Origin of the sequence: Aliidiomarina quisquiliarum (genome assembly GCF_023922585.1) — a bacterium.
Lineage (GTDB): Bacteria > Pseudomonadota > Gammaproteobacteria > Enterobacterales > Alteromonadaceae > Aliidiomarina > Aliidiomarina quisquiliarum.
Genome location: NZ_JAMFTN010000020.1, coordinates 194710 through 217421, shown reverse-complemented (window position 1 = coordinate 217421; position 22712 = coordinate 194710). Strand labels below are relative to the sequence as shown.

Here is a 22712-nt window from a genome sequence, read left to right as displayed (position 1 = left end):
AGCGAGTAACCAAACTTAAAGAATGTTTTCAGGCGATAACGGGAGGGGGGGAGTCTTTTGCAAGTAGGAGCGAGTACAACGAAAGTGTAAAGTAAGCGGGGCTGAAACTTCTGGCAGGCACTTCAATTTGTATAGATGGCGCAACAGCACCACCTCCAAAACCAAGTACTAGGCAATGTTCACAATCAACAGAACATTCAATTTTGCATTGTTCAACTTCATCGCAGCAATGCTCTAAAGCAAGATTAGTTGTTCCAGATTGAATGCTATGGCCTTCCATATGCTCACAAACTACAGTTTCGGCTTTCATACTGGCATGGTGCTTACTATTGCTAGGCTGGCTTAGGTTACTTTCGTTCTGCAATACGCCGCTACTACCCATAAAAGGCATTATTAATAGCGAGCATATTGTTACGACAAAAACCCAAATACGCATTGCAACTCCAAGTCAGACTCATTTCACTATAACGAATCTTTATTACAATGCAATCGCTTATTTATTCAACTATACAACATAGTATTTCGTCTCAGTTTCTAGGCAGTTTAACGGTAAAGCAGCTACCCACACCAAGTTCACTGGTTACTTCCAGCACACCCGTGTGTTTGTCGACTATGCTGCGCGATAAAACTAAGCCTAAACCAGTACCTTGCCCTTTTGGCTTTGTTGTATAAAAAGGTTGGTATATTTCTTCTATTTTTTCGGCAGGTATTCCAGCCCCCGTGTCGGCCACACTAAACCACACCCAATGTTCATCGTAGCCGGTGGTTACGGTAATAACACCATGGCCTTTAATGGCTTGTGCGGCATTCATCAACAAGTTAAGCAGCACTTGGTTGATTTGAGAGGGTATACATTGAATTCGTGGCAGATCGGCAAAGTTTAGTTTTAACTCAGCTTTATACTTTAATTCATTGGCAATAATATTCAGTGTGCTGCGAATGCCCGAATGGAGGTCGGCCTCTATAAACTCTGCTTCCTCAAGATAAGAGAAGTCTTTTAAGTCGCCTATTATTTCGATTACTCGCTGCAAGCCTGCTTCAGACTGAACAAGAAGTTGGGGCAAGTCTTGCACAATGTAGTCAAAGTCATACTTCTTTTTTAGTGCGGTAACTTGATCTGCAGGCAATTGCACACTGCCTTCACGAATTAGTTTAATTAAGCTGTCAATATATTCTTTAAGGCTACCTAAGTTTGATGCCACATAACCAATAGGGTTATTAATTTCATGCGCTACACCCGCAGCAAGTTGACCCAGCGAGGCTAGCTTTTCAGAATGCATTAGCTGTTCTGTAAGCCGGTCAAATTTGCTTTTAAGATGCTCATTTTCTGACTGCTCTACGGACATAACGTTACCTTCTGTTTGCTATGAACGAATATCGTGCCGTTCTTTATATAATCGAAAGGCGTCTTTTATTTCCTTAATCAGACTATCGTCCTGCCATGGCTTGGTAATGAACTTATAGATAGACCCTCGATTAATCGCATCTTTCACTGAATGTAAATCAGTATAGCCAGACAAAATTAACCGAACAGTATTGGGGTGCATTTTTTTTACTTGACTAAAAAATTCAGTCCCACTCATTCCCGGCATTCTCTGGTCGGAAACTATTACCTGTACATTATGTAAAGCTAGCAATTCAAAAGCCTCTGCTGCAGACGTGCAGGTTAAAATATGGAATGGTTCTTTGCGTAACATACGCTTAAGGGAGTGGAGAATGTTTTCTTCATCATCAACGAGCAGAAGTGTTTCTTGGGTAGAATTTGCATCGACAGTTTGAGTTGGTAAGTAATGTTGGAAAAACTTTTCTAACTGCTCCGCAGGCAATGGTCGCGAATAAAAGTAGCCTTGCAATTCGTCACATAAATACCTATCTAGTAACGTGGCTTGGGCTGCTGTTTCTATTCCTTCAGCAATCACTTTTAAACCTAGTTGATGAGCCATGGCTATAATCGCCCGTATAATGGCTGTGTCTTTATCATCTGTAACGAGATCAAGAACAAAAGACTTATCAATTTTAAGCTTGTCTATGGGTAAGCGCTTTAAGTAATTTAGGCTTGAATAACCTTTGCCGAAATCGTCAATGGCTATCTTCACGCCAAGTTTTTTAAGTCGTTGTAACTTATCAACAACTTGCTCAATGTTATCTAAAACCAATGATTCCGTTAGCTCTAACTCAAACCACTTAGGCTCTAATTGCACCTTAGCTAACGTTTCGCCTAACTGCTTAACAAACCCTAATGTTTTGAATTGCAGCGCAGACAAATTCACCGCTATAACCAGCTCAATTAAGCCTCGCTCTTGTAACGACCGATTATAGTTTGCTGCTTCTTCGATAACCCACTGGCCAATTTCATTAATTAAGCCCATTTCTTCAGCAAGAGGAATAAATTCATCGGGCCCAATCAATCCAATCTCAGGTTGATTCCAGCGTATAAGAGCTTCTAAACCTATGAGTCGCCCTCGCGGACGAAGGCCAGCAGCCTTTCCAGCTCGGGACGCTGGGTGTCCTTGCCAGAAGCCTTGTCGGTGAACACCCGCGCCACCTCAACACCCTCCAATTGCCGTTCCGGGTTCTGGTCGAAGCTGCTGACGCGGACATAGCCGATGCGTTGACCTTGCAAGATGCCTCCAAAGGCAAAAGTGTCAGGATGAAATCTGTTACCTTTGACGGAATATGTCAATCAATAGGAAATTTAACTCTATTCTGACATCGTTTGCACATGGCATCTGACATCAAGTTAGGGTATGCCTCAATCTGACGGCTGCGAACCGCCAGGGACAGGCGCAATGTCAGATTCTGTCGCGGCCTTGGCGCGTGCCTGGAAGCGTTCATAGCAATCCAGCCCGCAGAAATGTTCGACGTATTCCGCGCCTTCCGGGGTGAAGGCGGCATCGAGCGGAATTTCTTTGCAGCATACGCAGCAGGTGGTGCAACTGGCAGTGTTCGGGGCGTTTGCGTTCATGGTGGTACTCCTCCAGATTGGTAGCGAAGCTCAAAGCTGCCCACTCTCGGCTGGCTGGGAAGCGGTCATGATCTTCCCTTGAAGGCCCGCAGCAGCCGCGTCACAGACAGGACAAACAAGCCGGTCAGCGTGAGGGCTGCAATACCCCAGTGCTCCCCGATGAACGCGCCGGCCGTCGTGCCGGCTAGCACAATGGCGAGAATCGGCAAATGGCAGGGACAGGTGAGCACGGCCAGCGCGCCAGTGCGTCCAGGCCGATACCCGCTTCGAAGGCAGCCCGTACAAAGCGCAGCCGTTGCAACGCGGTGTCATCGAACAAGCCGTAGCCGCCCGTGGTGCACGCGACCGGCCGTAGCAATCCGCGCAGCAGGTAGTCGCGCACGATATGCACGCTCACCCCGGCATCAAGGGCCAGCCGAGACACTGTGTAGGCGCTCATTGAACACCTCCTTTTCCTCATCCGGCGCAGCACGAAAGCTGCTTCACGTCCTTGCTGAAGGTCTGCGCCGCGAGCTTCAGCCCTTCGACCATGGTCAGGTAGGGGAACAATTGGTCGGCCAGTTCCTGCACGGTCATACGGTTGCGAATGGCGAGCACCGCCGTCTGGATCAGTTCGCCCGCTTCCGGGGCCACCACCTGTACGCCAATCAGCCGTCCGCTGCCTTCCTCGATGACCAGCTTGATGAAGCCGCGGGTATCGAAGTTGGCGAGCGCACGCGGCACGTTGTCGAGCGTCAGCGTGCGGCTGTCGGTTTCGATGCCATCGTGGTGCGCTTCCGCCTCGCTGTAGCCCACGGTCGCCACTTGCGGGTCGGTGAACACCACGGCCGGCATCGCGGTCAGATTGATGGCGGCGTCGCCGCCGGTCATGTTAATGGCCGCACGAGTGCCGGCCGCTGCCGCCACATAGACGAACTGCGGCTGGTCGGTGCAGTCGCCGGCCGCGTAGATGTTCGGGCTACTGGTGCGCATGCCCTTGTCGATGACGATGGCCCCCTGCGCATTGACGGCTACCCCCGCCGCTTCCAATGCCAGGCTGCGCGTGTTCGGTGCCCTGCCAGTGGCGACCAGCAGCTGGTCGGCGCGTATTTCACCGTACCCGGTGGTCAGCACGAATTCGCCGTCCACATGCGCGACCTGGCTGGCTTGCGTGTGTTCCAATACCTTGATCCCTTCGGCACGGAACGCGGCTGTAACGGCCTCGCCGATGGCCGGGTCTTCGCGGAAGAACAGCGTGCTGCGTGCCAGGATCGTCACTTTGCTGCCCAGCCGGGCAAAGGCTTGCGCCAGTTCCAGCGCCACCACAGACGAGCCGATCACGGCCAGGCGCTCGGGAATGGTGTCGCTGACCAGGGCCTCGGTGGAAGTCCAGTAGGGTGACTCTTTCAGGCCCGGAATCGGCGGCACGGCCGGGCTGGCACCCGTGGCGACCAGGCAGCGGTCGAACGCCACCACACGCTCGCCGCCATCGTTTAAACGGACGGCAAGGCTCTGGTCGTCCTTGAAACGCGCTTCACCATGCAGCACGGTGATGGCCGGGTTGCTGTCCAGGATGCCTTCGTACTTGGCGTGGCGCAGCTCATCGACGCGCGCCTGCTGCTGGGCCAGTAGTTTGCTGCGATCAATCGCAGGCACAGTCGCCGCGATGCCACTGTCGAATGGGCTTTCACGGCGCAAATGGGCGATATGGGCAGCGCGGATCATGATCTTGGACGGCACGCAGCCGACATTGACGCAAGTACCGCCGATGGTGCCGCGCTCGATCAGCGTGACGTTCGCACCTTGCTCGACGGCCTTCAGCGCCGCCGCCATCGCGGCTCCGCCGCTGCCAATAACGGCGACGTGCAGTCCGTCCCCATCACCACCAGCCTTGTCGCCACCGCCCAGCCTTCCCAGCGCCTTGCCAAGCAGTCTGCCCCGCGCTGAAGTGGATGGGGCATCGGCGGGTGTGGCCTTGTAGCCCAGGCCGGCCACAGCGGCGGTCAGCGCCTCTGGCGAGGTGCCGGGATCGGTGGCGAGTTGCGCGGAGCCTTTCGGGTAGGACACGAGCGCCGACAGCACGCCCGGCACTTTCTCCAGGGCGTCCTTGACATGTGTCGCGCACGAGTCGCAGGTCATTCCGGTGATATTCAAATACATTGCATCGTTCCTTTTCGTTTCGGCAACTGCCAATGCAGTTAGCCGTGTTTGGGTGGTAGTTCGCAGCGGCGGTTGGCCGGTGAGAGCAGATCCCAGATCGACACCCCGATCATCAAGGCCAGACCGACATAGAGGAGGTTCGCCGTCCACCAATTGCCAAAAAACAAGAGCATGGCCGCCAGCACGATGGCTGGCCCGACCATCCCGAGCAGGCTGCGGTACCATTGCCGATGACTCAGCCAGCCCAGTGCATTCGCCAGCAAAGCCACGACTGCGAACAGCGGCAGCAGCTTGGAGATAAACAACCCTTCGTATTCCTGTAGAAAGCCAAGGCCGATGGCCGCGCCCAGGCTGGCGATAGCCGGGAAACAGGCAGCGCATCCCATCGCGGAAACAACGCTGCCAAGCGCGCCAGCCTTGTCGGCAATGCGTGTAATCAGTCCCATGATCGCCAGGTTCGGACTCAGTGGCTCATTGCTTAACGCTGGACGGGTAGCCCGCATCGCCAGTGGCCTTGATCAACTCATGCACACTGGTCTTGGTATCATCGAAGGTGACAACCGCTTCGCGTGGTTCGAAGGTAACGTCAACTTTATCAACGCCTTCAATCCTGGAAATCGCCATTTTGACGGTGATCGGGCAGGTGGGGCAGGTCATGCCGGGTACGGACAGCGTGACTGTCTGGGTCGCGGCCCACACGGGGGCAACAACGGCAGCGAGGGCGAGGGCGGCAAACAGTTTTTTCATGATGAACTCCTGTGATTAATAGAAAAATGGCATGACGTAGGGAAATCCGAGCGCGACCAGGACCAGCGCGGCCACGATCCAGAAAATGAGCTTGTAAGTAGCTCGCACTTGGGGAATCGCGCAGACCTCACCCGGTTTGCAGGCTTGCGCCGGGCGGTAGATGCGCCGCCAGGCGAAAAACAGCGCGACCAGCGCTGCGCCGATGAAGATCGGGCGATAGGGTTCCAGCACCGTCAGGTTGCCGATCCATGCCCCGCTGAACCCCAAGGCGATCAAAACCAGCGGCCCCAGGCAGCAGGCCGACGCAAGAATGGCGGCCAGCCCACCGGCGAAGAGCGCGCCGCGCCCGTTTTGTGGTTCAGACATACGCTTGTCCTTTCAAATTTGGTTTGGATAGCTTAAGCTTACTTCCGTAGTTATGTACGGAGTCAAGCGATATGCAAATTAATTTTGAGAATCTGACCATTGGCGTTTTTGCCAAGGCGGCCGGGGTCAATGTGGAGACCATCCGGTTCTACCAGCGCAAGGGCCTGCTGCCGGAGCCAGACAAGCCCTATGGCAGCATTCGCCGCTATGGCGAGGCGGATGTAACACGAGTGCGGTTCGTGAAATCGGCCCAGCGGCTGGGCTTTAGCCTGGACGAAATCGCCGAGCTACTGCGGCTGGAGGATGGCACCCATTGCGAGGAAGCCAGCGGCCTGGCCGAGCACAAGCTCAAGGATGTGCGCGAGAAGATGGCCGACTTGGCACGCATGGAGGCCATGCTGTCTGAACTGGTGTGCGCCTGCCATGCGCGGAAAGGGAACGTTTCCTGCCCGCTGATTGCGTCACTGCAAGACGGAACGAAGCTCGCTGCATCGGCGCGGGGGAGTCACGGGGTGACTACGCCTTAGCGTGCTTTATTTTCCGAATTCTGAGACGACCCCAAAAAGCAAACACCAATGCCGAGCCGGATGGATCTGACTGACACCTACGCCTATACAACACCATGACCGAACTTCCCGACAACATCCTTCACCTGCCGCAATACCAAGTACTGGGCTGCAAATCAACCGACGACGAAATGCACTTCCAGGTGGACGTGCCCGATCCCATCGCCTGCGAGGAATGCGGCGTGCAGGGTGAGTTCGTACGGTTCGGCAAGCGTGACGTTCCCTATCGTGATCTGCCCATCCACGGCAAGCGGGTCACTCTCTGGGTGGTCCGCCGCCGATACACCTGCCGGGCCTGCAAGACAACATTCAGGCCCCAGCTACCGGAGATGGTGGACGGATTCCGTATGACACTGCGGCTGCATGAGTACGTGGAGAAGGAATCCTTCAACCACCCCTACACCTTTGTGGCGGCACAGACCGGCCTGGACGAGAAGACGGTGCGCGACATCTTCAACGCCCGCGCCGAGTTCCTGGGGCGCTGGCACCGCTTCGAGACGCCCCGCATCCTGGGCATTGACGAGCTATACCTGAACAAGCGCTACCGCTGCATTCTGACCAACATTGAGGAGCGAACCCTGCTCGACCTGCTGGCCACCCGCCGCCAGGACGTGGTGACCAACTACCTGATGAAGCTGAAAGACCGGCAGAAGGTCGAAATCGTCAGCATGGACATGTGGAACCCCTACCGGGCAGCGGTCAAGGCTGTGCTGCCCCAGGCCCGTATCGTGGTCGATAAGTTCCATGTGGTGCGCATGGCCAACGATGCCCTAGAGAGAGTGCGCAAGGGCCTCAGAAAGGAGCTGAAACCGTCCCAGAGCCGGACTCTCAAGGGAGACCGGAAAATCCTGCTGAAACGCGCTCACGAAGTCTCAGACCGGGAGCGCCTCATCATGGAGACCTGGACAGGCGCGTTCCCGCAACTGCTGGCCGCCTTATCAGCGTTACAACACGATCCAAATGTGAAAGCATTCCACGATGCATTAGTAGCTCGCGGTAAAAAGAAAATTCAGGCCGTGTGTGCAGTCATGCGTAAATATTTAACCGGAATATGGGCGTGCTTACAAAGCAACACCCATTTCGATTCATCAAAATTATTCAGTGAGATACATAAACAGGCTTGTGTTTAATCAGAGTATCTACTTCGAGACGGACATGCCCGTCACCAACGCTTACACGGAGTCCATCAACCGACTGGCCAAGGACAAGAACCGTGAAGGGCGCGGTTACTCCTTCGAGGTGATGCGGGCACGAATGCTCTACACCACGAAGCACAAGAAGAAGGCACCGACTGCGAAGGTCTCTCCTTTCTACAAGAAAACCATCGGTTACGGACTGCCGGACTTCGCAGAGGAACTCAACTACGGAGTCGATCTATCAACCATCTGAGGGTGGTATCAGATTGATGGGGTGAAGGTGCCCCATCAACCATTAAATCCGTATACCCAATAAAAACTCTAACCTGTCTAAATTCTCTAGCTTTTCTTCATACTCAGCTAAAATATCTTCTGTTGCTGCTGCTCTTCTTTTTATCGCTCGCGCTGTAGAAATGCTCGACTGTCGCGCTCTTTCTGCGTTCACGCGCTCAGGCTTTTTTACTCCCCGCATTAATTCAATATAGTAGCTTGGAGGTTGGATAGTTTTCTCATGCTCTAGGTGGTAATAAATTTTTTCTTTTAGGTGCGCATAGGTTACCGGCTTCACTAGAAAGTCGTTGGCATCAAAAGAAATACACTTTTGTAAGAGTTCACGGTATGAGTTGCCTGAGAAAACAATAATAGGAATGTCATGAGCAGTGGCGGTAAACGCATTGGTTCTAATTTTCATCAACAGATCAAGGCCGCTCTTGCTGCCTAGCTCAATGTCGGTGATTAATAAGTCGATAGGTTCATGTTCTAAAATATCAGCGGCAGTATTATAGTCGAAGGCCTTATGTGCGCGGCTGCCATGAAGCTGATTGGCAGCGCTATATAAAAAGCTGCACATTAAAACAACGTCATCGACAACTAACACATTAAAGTTTTTGAGTAGCATGGTTCAATGCTTATCCTAATTACAGCCTTAACGGCTTTTGCATTACCTACAAACAGCTAAAGGGAATAGCAATATTTACAGTAAATTATGAGAGAGAGTTTTATGGCAGGATGTTGGTTATTAATACAGCTCAGTACAACGGTCCACTTCGCCCAAAAAGTTTAATTATTATAGTACTCTAGCGTACTTTTTATGTAAAGAAAGCGCCCATAAGAGCACAACTAAATTGACCGCTTTAGCCGTGCTCTCATATGAACTTAGTCGTTAGTAAGGAAACACCTTCGCTACACCTCGCGAACGCGGGTCGGCCACAGCTTCCACATGGCCGTTTGTTACTTTAATAGCTTGAATGTCGCCTAAGTTCCAACCTTGGGTAACTAGGTTGTAACCTTTATTGGTTAGGGCCTGTTGCGTTTCTGCTGCAAGTGGCGCGTAGGGCTCCATATTTATTTGGTCTTTAGGCAATAACTGATGATGAAAGCGCGGCGCGGCAACGGCGTCGGCTAAGCTCATGTCGTAGTCGTAAAGGTTATTTATTACTTGGAAAATAGAAGTGAAAATGGTCGAGCCACCTGGGGTGCCAATCACTAGCTCCACTTGGTTATTTTTCAGCAGTAAACTTGGTGCCATCGACGACAGCATACGCTTACCTGGCTCAATGGAGTTGGCATCGTTGCCCACTACGCCAAAGGCATTCGGTACACCCGCTTTCGACGAGAAGTCATCCATTTCATTGTTCATTAAAAAGCCTGCACCTTCTACCACCACTCCGCTGCCGTAGCTTAAGTTTAAGGTGTAGGTGTTGGAAACCGCATTGCCGTCTTTATCTAGAATAGAGAAATGAGTGGTGTGGTAGCCCTCTAACCCTGGCTTCACATCGGCCGTTACAGAGATATTTTGCGTATTCACTTCGCTCGCACGCTGGTCTAAATAAGCGGGCTCTAGTAGTTTTGCTTGTGGCACTGTTACAAAGCTTGGGTCGCCTAAGTAGTCGGCACGGTCGGCAAACACGCGCTTTTCAATTTCTGCCATTAGGTGCACATACTGAGTGCTATTTAATGCAGTACCTTCAAAGTGGCTAGCTAGCCGCTGCTTTAAACCAAGTAATTGAGCTAAAGCAATACCACCTGAGCTTGGCGGTGGTGCTGTGACTAACTGGTAACCTTGCCAGTCGGTTATTACAGGCTCACGCCAAACAGCTGTATATGAGCCTAAGTCTTCTAACGTAATAAGGCCGCCGTCGCGCTCCATTTGCGCCACTAGCAATGCCGCCGTTTCGCCTTGGTAAAAGTCGCTAGGCCCGTGCGTTGCAATACGGCCAAGGGTTGTTGCTAGTTCTGTTTGTACCAAGGTTGTATTTGCTTCCATGGTGCCGAAGTAGTCCATAAAGTTGGTGCTTGCGGCTAGCTTTTCAAACAAGTTCTCTCGGTATATAGACTGTTTCGCTGATACTTTAAAGCCATTCTCGGCATAGTGAATAGCTGGGTTTACTAACTCACCCCAAGGCAAGCTGCCAAACTTTTGATGTGCTTCCCATAGCCCCATTACCGTGCCAGGCACACCACTGGCCTGGGCGCCAATAAGGCTTAAGTTGTCAATTACCTGCTTGTTTTCGTCTAAATACATATCGCGGTGGGCTGCTGCTGGGGCCGTTTCGCGATAATCTAAGAAGTAGGCTTTACCGTCGAACCAAATGGTCATAAAGCCACCGCCACCAATGTTCCCTGCTTCAGGGTAGGTTACGGCTAATGTGAACGCGGTAGCTACGGCGGCATCAACGGCATTTCCTCCATTACGCAGCACTTGTTCTGCTACTGCCGCGCCGTATTTATCGGGCGAGGCCACGGCCCCCGCGTGCACTGTTTTACTAGGAACCTCTGCAACGCCGCAGCCAACCAGGCTAACAGCAAGTAATAAACCAACAATATGGCGATAAATCATAATACTCTCCAAGAATAATTCGGCTTAGTTCTAACGCTATCTCACGCTACCTAACGCCAAGAACCGCAGTTTACCAGCTTTGGGCCTGTGCCAAGCATGGACAAGCCTTCGTTCAATCCCTTATAGTCAACGCATGTTTACTAACCTGAGTGCTTAAAACAAATGATCACTAAATTAAAAATAACCAGCCTAGTTCTTAGTTTGGGGCTTATTGCTTGTTCCGAGCCAACCTCAATAGTAGACGAAAGCACCCCTTCTTTTGCGGTAAATTTAAGCAACCTGCATCAAGACATTAAAATACTAGCGTCAGACGAATTTGCTGGCCGTGGCCCACTTACGGAAGGTGAAACCCTAACCATTAACTATCTGTCGGAACAATACCAAAAAATGGGCTTGAAAGGTGCAGTTAACGGCAGTTTTTTACAAGCTGTTGAAATGGCACAAATAACCCCAGACCAAAATATGACACTAAACATTGGTCAGCTCAGCTTTAACGCCGGTAGCGACTTTACTGCCCGTACTCAACACATTCAGTCCGTCATTGAACTGCAAAATTCCGACGTGGTATTCGTTGGTTACGGCATTAATGCGCCAGAATACCAGTGGAATGACTTTGAAAACGTCGATGTAAAAGGTAAAACCGTTATTGTACTGGTGAACGACCCTGGTTTTGCCACCCAAGACGACAGCCTATTTACTGGCAACGCCATGACCTATTATGGCCGTTGGACTTACAAATACGAAGAAGCTGCCCGCCAAGGTGCTGCTGCGGTGTTTATTGTGCATGAAACTGCTCCTGCTGCTTACCCCTGGAGCGTGGTAGAAAGCTCGAACACTGGCAGCAAGTACGCCTTAATGGACGAAAACAAAAACGCTTCGCAACTGCCTATTATGGGCTGGATTGATGTTACGGCAGCCGAAGCTATTTTTGCTCAAGCCAACCTCGACTATCAGCAACTGAAACAACAGGCGCTCGAGCCCGAGTTCAGCCCGGTAGCGCTCAATAGCCAAGCTAACCTAACCTTGAAAAATGAGTTGTCGATGGCGCAGTCACATAACGTAATTGCTCAACTAACGGGCAGCGAAACTCCAAACGAGTACATTATAGTAAGTGCCCACTGGGACCATTTCGGTAGCCAAGAAACCGAGCAAGGCTTGAAAATATTTAATGGTGCCGTCGATAACGCTTCGGGCACAGCAGCCACCTTAGAAATTGCTCGAATAATGGCGAAAATGCACGAACAAAATCCCTTTAAACGTTCTATTATTTTTATAAACTTCACCGCAGAAGAAACCGGCTTAATTGGTTCAGAGCAATTTGCTAATGGCGACATTATTCCCACCAAGCAAATGGTGGCGCTATTAAATATCGACGGCATGAACATGCTCGATGGTACCGACTATGTATTGCAATACGGCAAAGGCTTGTCGGAAATGGAAACCTACCTAGCTAACGCCGCTAGCGCTCAAGGGCGCCATGTGAAAATGGACCCACGGCCACAAAATGGTTTGTTTTTCCGTTCAGACCACTTTTCCTTAGCCAAGCAAGGTGTGCCTAGTTTGTTATTTATGAGCTTAGGCGACACCGACCCCGACTATATTACCCATAGGTACCATAAGGAAGCCGACGTGTACTTCCCTAGTTGGTCGCTAGGTGGCGTGAAGCAAGACATTGAGCTGATTGTTGATATTGCAACGCAGCTAGCAAACAACGGTGATTGGCCAAAATGGCTGGCTGAATCCGACTTTAAAGCCCGCCGCGAACAAGACAGACCATAAAGTAAACAGCGTTACAAACAAGCCCACTTGGGTTGACTTCCAATTTAGATTTCAGCCCAAGCATTACCTTAGCCGCAAGCTGTGGTATTGGTTTCGTTTTGACAACTTTATAAGAAGCTAATACTCTAATGCTTATCAACCTCGCCACTAAAACTACACCATCAAGTTAGATTACAAAAGTACGTTGTTGTAATGTGAGTTGAAATAACAGATGGATTTACTATGCCTCACATTCCTTTTCGCTCTCGGCTATTTAACTTAAAAACATTAATTGTTTTGTTAGCATTTTTCGTTGCATTTATTACTTTAATTAATGGGTTTTATGCCACCTATGAAGTACAAAAGCAGCAACTAATAAAGCAGACTCTCGACACCAATCATGCCTATGCCCAAAAGCTAGCCGCAGCAACAGACAACTTTATTATTGCTGCGCACCAACAGCTTGCTTATTCCGCCAGTGTTATTGCCGCCGATATTGATAACCACAGCCTATTAATGACTGAAGCGGAACGGTTGCGCACTCAAACCAATAGCTTTAATTCGATTATGATAACCAGCAAAGACAGTATTGTGCTTGCTACGGCGCCTTCCACTCAAAACCTTGTTGGTCAAAAAATATCGTCTACTGGCGCATTAGAGTCGTTAGAAGCCCAAAGCCCATTCATTAGCAAACCTTACCTGTCTACCGTTGGTAATTTTGTCATTCTTATTTCTGCTCCCATATTTAATCAGGCGGGTGATTACCTGGGCTATGTGGGTGGCAACATTTATTTAAAGCAGCGCAGTATTCTGAATGACTTAATTGGTGAACACTTTCACCAAGACGGCTCTTATAATTATGTTCTCGATCAAAACAGGCAGTTTATTTATCACCCGGATCCTAATCGCGTTGGTGCCTTCACCGACGGCAATATAGCCACCAACAGTGTACTTAATGGTGGCACTGGTGCTATTCAGTCAGTTAATAGCTTAGGTGTTGAGATGCTGGCAGGCTATGCCACCATTGAAACAGCTGGTTGGGGTATTGTTGCCCAGCGCCCAGTAAGTGCCACTCTTCTTTCGCTTAATGAACAAATGGAGCAGGTGGTATATCGTACTTTGCCCTTAGCTTTTCTAACTTTCGTGCTTATTTGGTTGTTAGCAACTCTTATTTCTCGCCCATTGCGAAAGCTTGCTCATGCTGCACAGAAGCTTGATTCACCAACCGCCTACCACGAGTTAATCAATATTCCTTCTTGGTACTTTGAAAGTGACCAGCTTAAAAAAGCGATGATCAAGGGCTTAAGCTTACTCAACATTCAAATTAGCCAGTTACAACAAGACGCCGCTACCGACCCATTAACCGGCGCCTTTAACCGCCGCAGCCTGCAACTGGTAATGAGCGAATTGCACGAGAAAAAAATACCCTTCTCTGTTTTAGCCGTTGACATTGATCATTTTAAAAAAGTGAACGACACTTTTGGTCATGCTGTCGGCGACAATGCGCTTATCGCACTGGTACAAATGATGCATAAGGTTTCCAGAGAAAAAGATATTGTGGCCAGAACCGGTGGCGAAGAGTTTTTACTTATTTTGCCAAATACGCCAAGTAATATAGCGCTAATTATTGCAGAGCGACTTCGCACCAATATTGCCGAAATGGAAATTGAACCTATAGGGTCCATTAAAGTGTCTATTGGCGTTTCAACAAGCTCTGAAAGCGACTTTTCAAGCACTGAAGTAATAGACCAAGCCGACCAAGCCCTGTACCAAGCAAAGGCACTAGGCCGTAATCGTAGCGAAGTTTTTTCGCCAAACTAAATTATTGCTTAAGCAAACTGTGGGAGTTTCTATTCATGATTAAGTGCGACCCTGTTACCGGTGTTTGTCAGTTACCCGAACTAGACAACCCCAACGAAACTGTTGCACCTGCTATAAATAGCGGCTCGACTGTGCACTATATTGGTGACCCTATGTGCTCGTGGTGCTGGGGTATTTCACCCACTATTAGCGCAGTAGAAGCTTTTTGCCAAGCAAAGGGTATTGGGTTTTCAATAACCATGGGCGGCCTGCGGCCAGGCGGCGGTGACCCTTGGAACGACGCCTTTAAAGACTTCCTACGTAATGAATGGCGCCACATAACCCAAAAAACGGGGCAACCATTTGGCTTCGTGTTATTAGAAGCTAAGCATTTCAACTATGACACCGAGCCTGCTTGCCGCGCTGTAGCAACTGTTAAGCTGCTACAAGTTCAACATCAGCTGCCCGTTGCCATCGTATTGAAATTTCTTGCTGCAATACAGCATAATTTTTATGTGGCTGGTAAAGACCCAAAAACAGCAAACTTTTACGCCAGTATTTGTACTGACCTAGAACTAAACTTTGACGAGTTTCGCACACTGTTTAATTCGCCGGCAGGCCATCAGGCGGTTCAGCAAGATTTTGCCCGTAGTCGCCAATTGGGCGTGCGTTCATTCCCAACCTTGCTGCTAGAGCACGAAGGTAAAATAAAGCCTTTAGCCGTTGGTTATACTACTGCTGAACAAGTAATTTCACAGTTACAGCAAGTGCTAACGCCATAAGCAAATTTAAATTTATTAGGAGTTTGTTATGTATAAGAAAATTTTAGACTTCAGCTTTAAAGAAGCTGGCAGCCAAAGGTTTTTTGAGAAAAACGACGACTTCGACCGTGAATTAACCGAACGCTTTAGCCAGCTGTTAAAACAAGCCGCAGCCGCCGAACTTTATACTTGGCGCAACACTGTTCAAGGCCGCTTAGCTGAAATTATTGTGTTAGATCAGTTTTCTCGCAATATTTATCGCGACACGCCCGCTGCTTTTGCCCAAGACCCAATGGCACTGACCTTGGCTCAAGAAGCCGTTGCCGCTGGGGCATTAGAAAAGCTAGAAAGCATAGACGAGCGGCAGTTTTTACTAATGCCTTATATGCATAGCGAGTCGAAACTTATTCACCAACAAGCCGAGCCGTTATTTAAGCATTACACCGACGAAAAAACCTACGGTTTTGAAATTCGTCACAAGGTTATTGTCGACCGCTTTGGCCGCTATCCGCACCGTAATAACATATTAGGCCGTAAGTCTACCGCTGAAGAAACTGAGTTTTTAACCCAGCCAGACTCTTCATTTTAAACACGTTGAGGTGGCTTTAGCTTAGTGAATCACTCCACGGCGATACGCGCAGATGCTTCGTTAAATAGTCAATAAAGGCCGTTACCCGCGTTGGCCGCAAGCGCCCTGGTGGAGTAATAACATACAAAGCAATGGGTGCTAGCTTCCAGTCAGCCAGTACTTCAACCACCTCGCCGGCTTGTATTTCTTGCCACACCAAAAATTCCGGCAGCACTGCTAAGCCCAAGCCTTTTTTCAATACTGGCAGTAAAGCGTCGCCATTATTCACCCGCAAACTGCTACTGGGTAAGGCTTGGTTGTGTTCACCATGGGCTGCATGGTGAAAGCGCCAATGGGCACCACGGTTATCGTAAGTGTAAAGCAGCGCCTTGTGTTGCGCTAAATCACTAGGGTGTTGTGGGGTGCCATGTTTAGCAAAGTAATGCGGGGCGCCCACTAACAGCATTCGTATGGGGCATACACGCTGGGCCAACAAACTTGAATCAGCTAAGTCGGCAATGCGTAAGGAAAAGTCGAAGCCTTCGGCTACCAGGTCAACCTGCCGGTCATCAAATTTAATATCTAGTTCTATGTCGGGATGCTGTTCAAGAAAGTTCGGTAACAGTGGGGCCAAATAATTCAAGCCGAACGACATAGGCGACGAAACTCGAATTAATCCGCGCATAGCTTCCGACTGCTCGCTAATATTCGCTTCTACCACTTCACCCATGTTGAGTAGGTCGTTGGCATTTTCTAACACCATGTAACCACTTTCGGTTAGAGTAATGCGCCGCGAGGTGCGGTGAAACAACATCGTTTCGGTACGTTTTTCTAACCTAGTAATGGCTTTAGACACCGTTGCTTGTGATAAACCTAACGCTTCTGCCGCTTTAGCGAAAGAGCCTTCACGGGCCACTGTGGCAAAAATAGCCCATGCGTCGAAGTCGGGTAAACGTCTCATGTATGTCCCTTAACAAATTTAGCCCACCGAATTGGAAAGGATGCTATTCCATTTTCGGGGTTCTGTGCAATGCCTTAAACAATTACAATGGGTTATGTTCCGCTCAAAGTCATGCGAAAAGCTTGTTTCGTTGCAAACTGCGCATGGCCCAAGCACACCCAAACAATAACAGATGACTTAAGTTATCTACATTAAACACCTAGGAGTTTAGTTAATGAGTAAACAGTTTTTAGACACAATCAAGAAACGTCGCAGCCAATATGCCTTAGGCAATGACCTACCTTTGCCACAACAAGACGTAAATGAATTAATTCAAGAAGCGGTACGCCATTCGCCTTCTGCTTTTAACTCGCAAAGCTCGCGGGTAGTTATTTTACACGGCGACCAACATCAAAAATTCTGGGACATTGTAAAAGGCGAGCTACAAGCAATTGTGCCTGCTGAAAACTTTGGCCCTACAGAAGCTAAAATTAACAGCTTTGCGGCCGGTGCCGGAACCGTTTTATTCTATGAAGATCAAGACGTAGTAAAAGGCTTACAAGAGAACTTTGCCCTGTATGCCGACAATTTCCCTGTTTGGTCTGAGCATTCAACCGGTATTGCCCAGTTTGCCGTATGGACCGCCTTAGCCACCGCTAACATTGGCGCCAGCTTACAGCACTACAACCCGCTGCCAGATGAAAAAGTTGCAGCTGAATGGAACATTCCTGCCAGCTGGAAACTACGCGCCCAAATGCCTTTTGGTTCACACCAGGGCGAGTTCGGCGAAAAAGAATTCATGGACAACGCCGAGCGTTTCCGCATTTTCGCTTAATTTTCTAGCCTACAGTTTTAATACAGCGAACCACTCTACTTAGGGTGGTTCGCTTCCTTGTTTACGCTAGAGCGTATTTCATGAGTGATATAAAAGCCTGTTGCAGCCATTCAAACTTGTGAAATAAACCACCTTGGTAGATACTGTATGCATATACAGCTAGCGCACCAAGGTTTGTTCTATGCACGTTTCTATTATTGGCAAAAGTAATAATGCCACCCACATAAATACTAAAAGCTTAGCCATACCCTTGTTTATTGAACGGGTGTCGGCTGGTTTTCCTTCGCCTGCGCAAGACTATGTTGAGCAAACACTCGACTTGAACGAGCTTTGTATTAAGCACCCTGCCGCTACCTTTTTTGTGCGCGTAGAAGGCGATTCCATGTACGACGCGGGTATTTACTCGAACGACGTATTAGTGGTTGATCGCTCGATACAAGCCGAACATGGTGACATTGTTATTGCTAGTTTACATGGCGAGCTCACCGTTAAAGAGCTGCAGCTTAAGCCAGTGGTTCGGCTAGTGCCGCGCAATAAAAATTACCAACCCATTGTTATTCAAGAAGACTCCGAACTCGATATTTTTGGTGTGGTTACCAGTGTGGTACGCACTATGCGGCGCAAGTCGCCCTAAGCCTAAGCTATGAAGCAACAAACATTCGCCCTCGTCGACTGCAATAATTTTTATGCCAGTTGCGAGAAACTGTTTAGGCCTGATTTAGCTAACGTGCCTGTGGTGGTGCTGTCGAACAACGATGGCTGCGTGGTGGCTCGCTCAAAAGAAGCCAAAGAGTTGGGTATTAAAATGGCGGTGCCGCTTTACCAAGTGAAAGACTTAATACAGCAGCACAAGATAAAAACCTTCTCTTCTAACTACGCTTTATATGCCGACATAAGCAGCCGCGTAATGCGAATTTTAGAAAACTTAGCGCCGCGAGTAGAGGTGTATTCCATTGACGAAGCCTTTCTCGACTTAACCGGTATTGAGTCTATAAACTCGTTACTGACTTTTGGTCAGCAGGTAAAGCAAAGCGTACTACAGTGCGTAGGTATTCATGTGTGCGTGGGTATTGCACCTACCAAAACATTAGCCAAATTGGCCAACCATGCGGCAAAAAAGTACCCGGCTACCGGTGGCGTGGTTGACCTTACTGCCCGTGAGCGCCAGCAAAAGCTGCTCGCCATAACGCCAGTGAACGATATTTGGGGGGTGGGTCGGCGTATTACGAAACGGCTCGAAAGTATGAATATTCACACCGCTTTAGACCTTGCTAATAGCTCGCCAAGCAAAATTCGTCGACAGTTTTCCGTGGTATTAGAACGTACCGTGTTAGAGCTAAATGGCACCTCTTGTATTGAGTTGGAAGAAGTAGCCCCTACCAAGCAGCAAATTATTTCAAGCCGTTCTTTTGGTAGCGGCGTAACCGATTTCAACCAAATGCACGAAGCTATTGCGCAATACACTTCACGCGCCACTGAAAAGCTTAGGCTGGAAAAGCAACAAGCAAAAACCCTTACTTTATTCATTCACACTAACCCTTATAACTGCGGTAAAAAAAACTACAGTAACTCTGTAAGCGGCGAGCTTACTGTGCCCAGCAGTGACACACGTGATTTTGTGAAGCTGGCGACACATTTACTAAACCGTATTTGGCGCGACGGTTATAGCTATAATAAGGGCGGCGTAATGCTGTCTGATTTTTACCATCACGGCACTTATCCACTTTCTCTTTTTGAGCCCACCAGCACCGACAGCGAACTTTTTACTACTAGCGAAACTAGCCAACAACTGATGGCGGTGCTCGACGAAATTAACCAGCGCGGCCTTGGCCGCTTATTTTTAACTGGCGAACATTTAAAACATGCCTGGAACATGAAACAAGAATATTTATCTCCTGCTTACACCACCCGTTGGTCTGACCTACCAAAGGTAAAGTAACTAACTAAAGTGCAGCCTAGCTAACAAAAACCTTCTTATACCCATTACGAACAACACATATAATATATGTTTTTGTTATAAGAAGGTGTTTGAGTTTACTTGACCACCCCACAAGATTGGCTTAGCTTGATAGGACTTAAGTGAAAGTGCACGTTAGATTAAATATGCGAGTTAGGGGAATTATTATGAAAAAAACGATGATTAGTATCGCGGTAGCTGCTGTTGTTTTAGCTCCTGCTGCTGTTTATGCCCAAGACAATGAAAATACAGCGCAAGCCAAGGCGCCAGAACGCATCCAAGTAATTGGCTCTCGTTTAAGCGTGCGCACAGCAACCGAGGGTTCTGCCCCGGTTGATATTATTTCCGCTGAAGACCTGCAAGCAGCGGGTTTTACTGAAACTGCCAAAGCTTTACAGTACGCAGTGCCAAGCTTTAACTTCCCTACGTCGTCTATTACCGACGGTTCAGATGCAGTTCGCCCAGCCTCATTACGTGGCCTGTCGCCCGACCACACACTAGTTTTAGTGAATGGTAAGCGCCGCCATAGTAGCTCGTTAGTGCATTTAAACGGTACCACAGGCCGTGGAAGTTCTAACGCCGACTTAAACGCCATTCCAATTTCTGCCATTAAACGCATTGAAGTACTTCGCGACGGCGCATCGGCTCAATATGGTTCCGACGCTATCGCTGGGGTAATTAACATTGTTTTAAAAGACAACCCAGAAGGCGGCGACATTAACCTGAGCGTAGGCCAAACCTACGAGGGCGATGGCGAACAAGTGAAACTTTACGGTAGTTTTGGGGTAAACCTTAACGACCGTGGCGCCATTGTATTTTCTGGTGAATACCACGACAAAGGCCGTACCAACCGAGCAGGCTTAGACCCTCGCCCCCAATATCCTTTGGTAAATGGGCAGCCTGATCCGCGTGAAGCAACCTTCGATCGTAAAAGCCACCACGTGGGCGACGCGGAATTTGAAAACATAGGCCTGTTCTTTAACGCTAACTATCAAGTTGGCAGCGGCGAACTTTACGCTTTTGGTGGCTTCAGTGAGCGCACCACAAAGTCGGGGGCGTTTTTCCGTCGCGCACTTGACGCGCGTAACATTGTTGAAATTTATCCCGACGGTTATTTACCATTACTAGCGCCAGACACGAACGACACTTCAATTGCTGCCGGTTATCGCTTCGACGTAGGTAGTTGGTTTGCTGATGCTTCAATAGTGTATGGCGAAAGTGAGTTTAATTATCGCTTAGAAAACTCGTTAAACGCTTCTATGGGTCCCTCGTCACAAACTAGTTTCGACGCGGGAACCCTGGTACATGACGAAATGAATGTCAGCTTTGAACTTGCTCGGTTGTTCAAGTTCTACAATTACTCCGACTTGTCGGTGGCCTTTGGAGTGAGCTACCGCGACAACGGCTATCAAGTAAAAGCTGGTGAGCCTGCTTCCTACGAGAATGGCGGCTATGACAACCGCGCAGCGGGCAGCCAAGGCTTTACCGGATTCCGCCCCGACTCTGCTGTTAATGAGTCGCGCAATAACACTGGGGTGTATGTTGAGTTAGAAAACCAACTTACAGAAAAATTCCAGTGGGCCGCGGCCTTGCGCTTCGAAGACTATTCCGACTTTGGTAGTAACACCAGTTGGAAACTGTCGGGTCGCTATGCGCTCACCGACGAGCTAGCCATACGTGCAACTGCCAACACTGGCTTCCGTGCACCTGGTGTGCAACAGCTATATTTCACCAACATTTCTACCTTGTTCGTAGACAGAGGCAATGGGCTAGTACCAGAACAGTCGGGTACCTTTAACAACTTAAGTAATGTGGCCCGCGAACTGGAAGTAGGTGCCTTACAGCCTGAAGAGTCGCAAAGTTTCAGCGTTGGTATGGTTTGGACCAATGACAGTGGCTTGTCGCTTTCGGTTGATGCCTACCAAATCAAAATCGACGACCGAATTATCCTTTCTAGCTCGCTAGTGCCCGGCGACTCGCCAGCTGTTGCTGACGCCTTAGCCATTGCTGGTGCCGATAATGCTCGTTTCTTTATTAACGCTGTGGACAGCACAACTCGCGGGTTAGATATTGTGTTAGCTAAACAGTACGACTTGGGCGAGTTTGGCCGTTTACGCGCGCAAGCAGCGTACGGTTATAACGAAACTAAAGTAGACGCGGTGAACTTACCGCCAATTTTAGGTGGCTTAGAACATAAGCTGTTCGATAACGTTGAGCGCACCCGCATGACACGCTCAGTACCACGTAATAGTGGTACGCTGTCGTTAACTCACGACTACAGCAAGCTACAAACCCATTTAGCCTTTAGTTATTTCGGTGAATACATGCTAGAAAATAATGCTGGCGTGCAAACGACCTTCAGTGGCAAATGGATAGCCGACTTGTCGATGCGTTACCAAGCAACAGAGGCCATTGCGGTACGCGTTGGGGCGCAGAACTTGTTTGACACCTACCCCGATAAACAAGACCCTGCAAACCAATTTAACGGTATTTTTATGTACCCGAATACCAACGCACCCTTTGGTTTTAACGGTGGTTACTACTATGCAGAGCTAAGTTACCGCTTCTAAATAGTTGTTCATTCCTTTGCACTTAAAGCAGCCTTGGGGAATTTACCCTCAGGCTGCTTTTTTATTGGTCTGTAGCCAAGCTCAATGGCTTCGAAAAGTGAACGCTTTACTATATGATGCGGCACCTTAATTTTACGGGTAGCAGAAACCATGTCGACGCAAACTATTTTATATACTAATTTGTCTCAATATTACGACTTAATGTGTTGCGATATTGACTATCAGCAACAAAGCCAAGCCGTAATGCGTTTGCATAACTTATTTGGCAACGGTAACAAAGCCCACCTTGATCTGGCCTGCGGTACAGGCCCACATATTCTCCACTTTATTGATGCTGGTTACCAAAGTAGCGGGTTAGACATAAACGCACCAATGTTGGCAATTGCCCAGGCACGCTGCCCAGAGGCTGAGTTTCATTTGCAAAACATGAATGCTTTTAGCCTAGAACAACCGGTGTCTTTAATTACCTGCTTTTTATATTCAGTGCATTACAACCCTGATATACAGCAACTGCAGCAATGTTTTCAGCACGCCTTCAACGCGCTTTCGCCCGCTGGCATGATCAACACGCCATGGTGGCAGTAAGCTTTGAGCAACTGCAACAATTACTACTACCTTGGTTTGAAGTGTATATTTTAGAACACGACTACAGCCGAATTGAACCCTGGGGTGGCAAGGCGGGTAACGCTATTTTTGTTTGCGTAAAACGTTAAACACCGGCTAACTAAAGCCTAGCCCTCTCATCAGACCACTTTTGTTTTACGC

General features: G+C 49.0%; 23 protein-coding genes and 3 pseudogenes. 12 read left to right on the top strand and 14 right to left on the bottom strand.

Annotated features, from left to right (window positions below):
* Window positions 1-28 precede the first annotated feature (28 nt).
* The 11 genes and pseudogenes from M1L23_RS07875 to M1L23_RS07825 all read right to left on the bottom strand — a co-directional run bounded on the left by M1L23_RS07875 (window position 29) and on the right by M1L23_RS07825 (window position 6217).
* On the bottom strand, window positions 29-436 hold the full coding sequence (locus M1L23_RS07875; protein ID WP_252626788.1) for a hypothetical protein: 408 nt from the start codon (window positions 434-436) through the stop codon (window positions 29-31).
* 91 nt (window positions 437-527) lie between these two features.
* A complete protein-coding gene (locus tag M1L23_RS07870; RefSeq protein ID WP_252626787.1) occupies window positions 528-1346 on the bottom strand; it encodes an ATP-binding protein in 819 nt (272 codons plus the stop codon).
* 18 nt (window positions 1347-1364) lie between these two features.
* Complete coding sequence (locus tag M1L23_RS07865; RefSeq protein WP_252626786.1) at window positions 1365-2408, bottom strand: EAL domain-containing protein; 1044 nt, start codon at window positions 2406-2408, stop codon at window positions 1365-1367.
* A gap of 41 nt (window positions 2409-2449) precedes the next feature.
* Window positions 2450-2623 carry a recombinase family protein gene (locus tag M1L23_RS07860; protein ID WP_476726593.1) on the bottom strand — a complete coding sequence of 58 codons (174 nt, stop codon included), beginning with the start codon at window positions 2621-2623 and terminating at the stop codon, window positions 2450-2452.
* A 129-nt stretch (window positions 2624-2752) separates the two neighbouring features.
* The gene (locus M1L23_RS07855) at window positions 2753-2965 is read right to left on the bottom strand and encodes a DUF3330 domain-containing protein (RefSeq protein ID WP_000993245.1); all 213 of its coding nucleotides are present in this window, start codon (window positions 2963-2965) and stop codon (window positions 2753-2755) included.
* Between the two features lie 65 nt (window positions 2966-3030).
* Complete coding sequence (locus tag M1L23_RS07850; RefSeq protein ID WP_434781028.1) at window positions 3031-3156, bottom strand: hypothetical protein; 126 nt, start codon at window positions 3154-3156, stop codon at window positions 3031-3033.
* Between the two features lie 44 nt (window positions 3157-3200).
* Window positions 3201-3404, bottom strand: a pseudogene (gene merD / locus M1L23_RS07845) (mercuric resistance transcriptional repressor MerD); the annotation flags it as partial.
* Between the two features lie 17 nt (window positions 3405-3421).
* Window positions 3422-5104, bottom strand: coding sequence for a mercury(II) reductase (merA, locus tag M1L23_RS07840; protein ID WP_252626785.1), 1683 nt, complete (start codon window positions 5102-5104; stop codon window positions 3422-3424).
* 38 nt (window positions 5105-5142) lie between these two features.
* Window positions 5143-5550 (bottom strand): organomercurial transporter MerC, encoded by a 408-nt coding sequence (merC, locus tag M1L23_RS07835; RefSeq protein WP_000522993.1) that lies wholly within the window; start codon window positions 5548-5550, stop codon window positions 5143-5145.
* Window positions 5551-5575: 25 nt separating this feature from the next.
* Window positions 5576-5851: a mercury resistance system periplasmic binding protein MerP gene (gene merP, locus M1L23_RS07830; protein ID WP_106452759.1), complete on the bottom strand. Its 276-nt coding sequence runs from the start codon at window positions 5849-5851 to the stop codon at window positions 5576-5578.
* Between the two features lie 15 nt (window positions 5852-5866).
* Window positions 5867-6217 (bottom strand): mercuric transport protein MerT, encoded by a 351-nt coding sequence (locus tag M1L23_RS07825; RefSeq protein WP_001294660.1) that lies wholly within the window; start codon window positions 6215-6217, stop codon window positions 5867-5869.
* Window positions 6218-6288: 71 nt separating this feature from the next.
* Here M1L23_RS07825 and merR point away from each other — a divergent pair, with 71 nt between their 5' ends.
* The 3 genes and pseudogenes from merR to M1L23_RS07810 form a co-directional block, all read left to right on the top strand.
* Entirely contained in the window at window positions 6289-6744 is a 456-nt protein-coding gene (merR, locus tag M1L23_RS07820) for an Hg(II)-responsive transcriptional regulator (protein ID WP_068439152.1), read from the top strand.
* A 170-nt stretch (window positions 6745-6914) separates the two neighbouring features.
* Window positions 6915-7913 (top strand): ISL3 family transposase, encoded by a 999-nt coding sequence (locus tag M1L23_RS07815; protein WP_476726594.1) that lies wholly within the window; start codon window positions 6915-6917, stop codon window positions 7911-7913.
* A 7-nt stretch (window positions 7914-7920) separates the two neighbouring features.
* Window positions 7921-8172: pseudogene (locus M1L23_RS07810) on the top strand (transposase); the annotation flags it as partial.
* A gap of 42 nt (window positions 8173-8214) precedes the next feature.
* Here M1L23_RS07810 and M1L23_RS07805 read toward each other — a convergent pair.
* Both M1L23_RS07805 and ggt read right to left on the bottom strand, forming a co-directional pair.
* Entirely contained in the window at window positions 8215-8817 is a 603-nt protein-coding gene (locus M1L23_RS07805; RefSeq protein WP_252626783.1) for a response regulator, read from the bottom strand.
* A 264-nt stretch (window positions 8818-9081) separates the two neighbouring features.
* The gene (ggt, locus tag M1L23_RS07800) at window positions 9082-10758 is read right to left on the bottom strand and encodes a gamma-glutamyltransferase (RefSeq protein WP_252626782.1); all 1677 of its coding nucleotides are present in this window, start codon (window positions 10756-10758) and stop codon (window positions 9082-9084) included.
* A 162-nt stretch (window positions 10759-10920) separates the two neighbouring features.
* Between ggt and M1L23_RS07795 the strand changes: the two genes are divergently transcribed.
* From M1L23_RS07795 to M1L23_RS07780, 4 genes are all read left to right on the top strand, one after another.
* Complete coding sequence (locus M1L23_RS07795; RefSeq protein ID WP_252626781.1) at window positions 10921-12537, top strand: M28 family metallopeptidase; 1617 nt, start codon at window positions 10921-10923, stop codon at window positions 12535-12537.
* 222 nt (window positions 12538-12759) lie between these two features.
* The gene (locus M1L23_RS07790) at window positions 12760-14337 is read left to right on the top strand and encodes a sensor domain-containing diguanylate cyclase (protein WP_252626780.1); all 1578 of its coding nucleotides are present in this window, start codon (window positions 12760-12762) and stop codon (window positions 14335-14337) included.
* A gap of 35 nt (window positions 14338-14372) precedes the next feature.
* Window positions 14373-15098, top strand: a complete 726-nt coding sequence (locus M1L23_RS07785; protein ID WP_252626779.1) for a DsbA family protein — start codon at window positions 14373-14375, stop codon at window positions 15096-15098.
* Between the two features lie 28 nt (window positions 15099-15126).
* Entirely contained in the window at window positions 15127-15666 is a 540-nt protein-coding gene (locus M1L23_RS07780; RefSeq protein WP_252626778.1) for a DUF924 family protein, read from the top strand.
* 16 nt (window positions 15667-15682) lie between these two features.
* Here the strand turns inward: M1L23_RS07780 and M1L23_RS07775 are convergent, their stop codons facing one another.
* The gene (locus M1L23_RS07775; protein ID WP_252626777.1) at window positions 15683-16606 is read right to left on the bottom strand and encodes a LysR family transcriptional regulator; all 924 of its coding nucleotides are present in this window, start codon (window positions 16604-16606) and stop codon (window positions 15683-15685) included.
* A 214-nt stretch (window positions 16607-16820) separates the two neighbouring features.
* Here M1L23_RS07775 and M1L23_RS07770 point away from each other — a divergent pair, with 214 nt between their 5' ends.
* The 5 genes and pseudogenes from M1L23_RS07770 (at window position 16821) to M1L23_RS07750 (ending at window position 22660) form a co-directional block, all read left to right on the top strand.
* Window positions 16821-17420 (top strand): nitroreductase family protein, encoded by a 600-nt coding sequence (locus M1L23_RS07770; RefSeq protein WP_252626776.1) that lies wholly within the window; start codon window positions 16821-16823, stop codon window positions 17418-17420.
* 181 nt (window positions 17421-17601) lie between these two features.
* A complete protein-coding gene (umuD, locus tag M1L23_RS07765) occupies window positions 17602-18054 on the top strand; it encodes a translesion error-prone DNA polymerase V autoproteolytic subunit (protein ID WP_252626775.1) in 453 nt (150 codons plus the stop codon).
* A 9-nt stretch (window positions 18055-18063) separates the two neighbouring features.
* Window positions 18064-19359, top strand: coding sequence for a translesion error-prone DNA polymerase V subunit UmuC (umuC, locus tag M1L23_RS07760; protein ID WP_252626774.1), 1296 nt, complete (start codon window positions 18064-18066; stop codon window positions 19357-19359).
* Between the two features lie 185 nt (window positions 19360-19544).
* Window positions 19545-21947: a TonB-dependent receptor plug domain-containing protein gene (locus tag M1L23_RS07755; protein ID WP_252626773.1), complete on the top strand. Its 2403-nt coding sequence runs from the start codon at window positions 19545-19547 to the stop codon at window positions 21945-21947.
* Between the two features lie 150 nt (window positions 21948-22097).
* A pseudogene (locus tag M1L23_RS07750) lies at window positions 22098-22660 on the top strand (class I SAM-dependent DNA methyltransferase).
* The last annotated feature ends 52 nt before the right edge of the window (window positions 22661-22712 follow it).